Raw genomic sequence first — 3986 nt, forward strand, 5'->3', positions numbered from 1 at the left:
GCCCAAGATCGACTACGACGCCGGCAAACTGGTGCCTAACCAGGCTCCCGCCGCGATCACCACCGCGCTGAACGGCGAGCCGATCGACGTCACGCCCCAGATCGACAAGATGCTCGACGCGTGGCGAAACCGCCCGAAGACGCCGCCGACGACGCCCAAGCCGCCAACCGATCCGCTGGCGGTGATCCCCGAGATCCAGGCCGCCTGCGCGGCCTATGCCGGCGTGCCCGAGCGCTGGCGGCGCTGCACGGCCGACGCGTGGCGCAAGGCCGGGCTGCGCGGCGAGCCGCCGCTGGTTCTGCAGACCCCGCCCGTCGCCGAGCCGCCGCCGCCCGTCGTCAAACCGCCGCCGCCTGTTCAGCCGCCCGTGGTCTCGAACCCGCCGGTCCAGACGCCGCCGCCGCTGACGCCGAAAGCGGTCGAGCCCGAGCCGGTGCGGCCCGTGGCCGTCGTCGAGCCCGATCTTCCGCCGGTCGCGGTCGCGCCGCCCCCTGCGGCCCCGTCGCCGCCGCCGGCGGTGGTCCCGCAACAAGCGCCGCCTCCGCCCCAGGAACCGTCGATCCCGATCTGGGCGTGGCTGGTCGCCCTGGCCGTGGCGGCGGGGGGCGGCTTTGGCCTCTCCAGGCTGCTGGGCCGAGCGCGGCCGCCGTCGCCGCCAACGCCGCAGCCCGCGCCCTCGCCGTGCACGCCCGCCATCGCCCTGGTCGCCGACCCCGGCGTCGTGGTCCTGACGCCCGACGGGCCGCCCCGCGCCGGCATGGCGGTGTCGCTCCGGTTCGAACGCGCCGCCGACGGCGGTGAGGTGAGGCTGGACTATCCCACGCTGGAGACCGCGCCATGACCGAAGCGGCCCTGGACCCGTCCGTGATCGGCGGCGCGACGACCTGGCGCGCCCTGTTCGCCGAGGACGGCGGCGATCCTCTGGAGGCCTGCAAGGACGCCCCGCCCCTGGCCGAGGCCATCTCCCAGGCCGCCCAGAAGTTCCCCAGCGCCTGCTGGAAAGACGTCGAGAGCGGGTGCCGGGACGAAGTCGGCAAGCTGCTGGACCTGTCGGTCGAGAAGGTGCTGTTCGACGGCTGGATGAAGCTGGAGCGCTTCAAGAAATGCGTCGAGGAGTCCAAGGTCCGTCCCGACGACGCCTTCTTCCAGGATCTGGACGACCACAAGATCGCCTCCACCCACAAGCCGCGCATCGAGTTGCGCTACGGCGCGGTCAAGGTCGCCGACCTCGACTTCGAGATCGAGCTGGCCCTGAAGGTCAAGGGCGTGCGGCTGGAGGTGCGCGGCGGCAAGGTCGTCTGCGCCACGGCGGGGATCTTCGCCGCCAGCGCCAAGCTGTCGCTGCACGAGAACGTGCTGGTCGAGAAAGGGACGCCGGAGTTCTCGGCCCCGGCCAAGATCCGGTTTTCCTGAGCGGCGCGGCTCTTCCTTTTCCGTCGCAAGCGGCTAGGGAGGAAGCGTCAGTTCAGGAGACCTCCATGTCCGCCAACGCGCCGCTCGTCATCGGTCTGGTCGCTCACGACGACAAGAAGGCGGCCCTGGTCGATTGGGCCGTGACGCATCGGGCGTTCCTGTCTCAGCATCGACTCTACGCCACCGGCACAACGGGCGGGCGGATCCTGGAGGCCCTGCCGCAGCTGGACCTGACGCGCCTGAAGAGCGGCCCGCTGGGCGGCGATCAGCAGCTGGGCGCCCTGCTGGCCGAAGGACTGCTGGACATGCTGGTGTTCTTCGTCGACCCGCTGTCGCCGCAGCCGCACGACGTCGACGTCAAGGCGCTGATCCGCATGGCGACCCTGGCCGACATCCCCTTCGCCTGTAACCCGGCCACGGCTGACCTGATCGTGGCGGGGCGCTAGACTCTTCCCTAGCCGGAGAACTTCAGCAGGTTCGGCCTCGGGATCGCGGCCTTGAACGTGCCCCGGGTCTTGGCGGTGTCGAGGCCGAAGTCGGCCCAGGCCTTCAGGAAGCCGGCGGCGGGTGTCGTGTCGGACAGCGGCGACAGGACCAGCACCGGGCGGGCGGCCAGCAGCTTGCGGGCGGCGGCCCAGGCCTCGGGCTCGGCGAGGGCGTAGGCGCCGTCGCTGGTCACGAGCTCGGCGGCCAGGGCGGGATCGTTGAAGTGCAGGGTCACCGCCGTACCGACCGGCAGGTCGGCCAGGGCCGTCAGCGCCTCGATCACCCCGGTCAGCACCATCCTGGCGCCGCTCACCCGGCGCTCGCCCCCGGCCGCGCCGGCCAGGGTCCCGTCGGCGTTGCGCCGCACGTGGGCCCAACCGCCGTAGCCGGGATCGGGTTTGCAGAGCGAGGCGGTCCAGAGATCGACGGAGGCGGTCATGGCCCCCTGTTTAAAGGCGCGGTCGGAAACTGGCCAGAGGAGGAGGGCAGAGGCGCCGTGACGAACGCTGTTCTCCGAGGCATGCTCGCCTCCCGTTCGCCGAGTCGGAGCCTGGCATGTCGGATCTCGTACTCGCCATACTGCACCACCTGCTGATCCTGTCGCTGGCGGGGCTTTTGGCCGTGGAGCGAGTCCTGGTGAGGCCCGGCTTGAGCGGGGCCGCGCTGGGGACCTTGGGACGGATCGACGCCGCCTACGGGGCGACGGCGGGACTGATCCTGGTGGTGGGGTTCTGTCGCGTCTATCTCGGCGCCAAGGGGCCGGCCTTCTATCTGGAGAACCCGGTCTTCTGGGCCAAGATCGCCGCCTTCGCGGTGGTGGGGCTGCTGTCGATCATGCCGACGATCGCCGTCTTCAAATGGCGCAAGCAGGCCCAGGACGATCCGGCCTTCACACCCTCCGACTCGGACGTCGCCAAGGTGCGGCGGGCGATTGGCTGGGAGCTGATCGTCTTCGCTCTGATCCCGATCTTCGCCGCCGCCATGGCGCGCGGCTACGGCCTCTAGCGGCCCGCGACCCGCCGATCGGGCGGCGGCTGGGAAGCTGCGCCGGAACGGAAAGTAAACCTGGTGTTAAAAACCATGGTTAACGTCATTTTCACTTCGGTGAACAATGTTCTAACAGGCGCGCCCATCCGCGCTTCCCGTAAAGATCCACCAAGCAAGAACTGTGCCAAATCGGTGCAAAAACAGGGGTTTGGCGGCATTTTGGAACGAAGTGTAAACACGCTCCAAATATTTATGGTTAACGCCATCTTAGGACCTATTAACCGCTTGTTAAGCGCGTTGGCTCCGGCTTTGCTACTCGAGCGTTGAACCCTTGCCGGACGTCCCGGCGTGGGACGGTCCGTGTGCGGAGTGCGCAGCGATGTTTGATTTCGGTCGTGATCTGAAAAGGCTCTTTGGAGTCGACGCCGGGGCGCCCGCCAGGGCGGCGGCGCATCGCGACGGTCTGACCGGCGGCGACACCTCGCTGCTGGAGCTCTTGGATCTGCGCCTGCTGGTCAACGAGGCCCGCTCGGCCGATGTCGCCGCCGGCCGGATCGGCGCCAAGGATCGCGGTCACCGTCTGCTGGAAGCCGCCACCGTCTGGCGCGAACTGGCCCGCCGCTCGGGCGACGCCGCCGCCCTGCGCAAGGGCGCGGCCCAGGCCGAGGCCGCCGCCAAGATCTTCGAAGCCGAGCATAAGCAAGAGAGCCTGGCCGCCGCCCGCTGCGAGCAGGCGACCCTGGCCGTCCTGGGCGCCGACCTGTTCGGCGACGAGGGCCTGCACGCCGCCGCCGGAGCCACCCTGACCCTGGCCAAGACCGCGCCCGGCCACCGCTGCGCGATGGCCGAGGCCCTGCTGGCCGGGCTGGAAGGCCGCGTGGCCCTGGGCGAAAACGACCTGGACCGCGCCCTGGCCGCCGCCGAGGCCTTCGAGTCGCCGCTGCGGGGCCTGTCGGCCGCGCGTCGCGTGAAGGGCGGAGCGTCCCGCCTGCTGCTGGCCGACCAGCGCGCCGCCCGCGTCGAGCTGTTGCTGGCCTGCGCCRCCCGCCTGAAGGACCGCGCCCTGACCGAGGTCGCGCTGAACGAGGCCAAAGAGGCCG

The 3986-nt window shown here is 70.4% G+C and carries 4 protein-coding genes and 2 pseudogenes; 5 read left to right on the forward strand and 1 reads right to left on the reverse strand.

The window, feature by feature from the left end; translation table 11 throughout:
- The 3 genes and pseudogenes from AC1DZ6_RS20750 to AC1DZ6_RS20760 all read left to right on the forward strand — a co-directional run.
- Positions 1-841, forward strand: a pseudogene (locus AC1DZ6_RS20750) (hypothetical protein); the annotation flags it as partial.
- A complete protein-coding gene (locus tag AC1DZ6_RS20755; RefSeq protein WP_477099028.1) occupies positions 838-1413 on the forward strand; it encodes a hypothetical protein in 576 nt (191 codons plus the stop codon). The pseudogene AC1DZ6_RS20750 and the gene AC1DZ6_RS20755, both read left to right, overlap by 4 nt.
- Before the next feature lie 65 nt (positions 1414-1478).
- On the forward strand, positions 1479-1859 hold the full coding sequence (locus AC1DZ6_RS20760; RefSeq protein ID WP_477099029.1) for a methylglyoxal synthase: 381 nt from the start codon (positions 1479-1481) through the stop codon (positions 1857-1859).
- Between the two features lie 8 nt (positions 1860-1867).
- Here the strand turns inward: AC1DZ6_RS20760 and AC1DZ6_RS20765 are convergent, their stop codons facing one another.
- Positions 1868-2338 (reverse strand): ribonuclease H family protein, encoded by a 471-nt coding sequence (locus AC1DZ6_RS20765; RefSeq protein ID WP_477099030.1) that lies wholly within the window; start codon positions 2336-2338, stop codon positions 1868-1870.
- Between the two features lie 116 nt (positions 2339-2454).
- Between AC1DZ6_RS20765 and AC1DZ6_RS20770 the strand changes: the two genes are divergently transcribed.
- Together AC1DZ6_RS20770 and AC1DZ6_RS20775 are read left to right on the forward strand one after the other, a co-directional pair.
- Positions 2455-2904 carry a DUF2214 family protein gene (locus AC1DZ6_RS20770; RefSeq protein WP_477099031.1) on the forward strand — a complete coding sequence of 150 codons (450 nt, stop codon included), beginning with the start codon at positions 2455-2457 and terminating at the stop codon, positions 2902-2904.
- Positions 2905-3265: 361 nt separating this feature from the next.
- Positions 3266-3986, forward strand: a pseudogene (locus tag AC1DZ6_RS20775) (hypothetical protein); the annotation flags it as partial.

The organism is Caulobacter sp. P1_B12_2 (assembly GCF_056406675.1).

Excerpts from the sequence above, each read along its gene's own strand:
- AC1DZ6_RS20755 (WP_477099028.1), top strand. The coding sequence starts at position 838 with ATGACCGAAGCGGCCCTGGACCCGTCCGTGATCGGCGGCGCGACGACC.
- AC1DZ6_RS20765 (WP_477099030.1), bottom strand. The coding sequence starts at position 2,338 with ATGACCGCCTCCGTCGATCTCTGGACCGCCTCGCTCTGCAAACCCGAT.
- AC1DZ6_RS20760 (WP_477099029.1), top strand. The coding sequence starts at position 1,479 with ATGTCCGCCAACGCGCCGCTCGTCATCGGTCTGGTCGCTCACGACGAC.
- AC1DZ6_RS20770 (WP_477099031.1), top strand. The coding sequence starts at position 2,455 with ATGTCGGATCTCGTACTCGCCATACTGCACCACCTGCTGATCCTGTCG.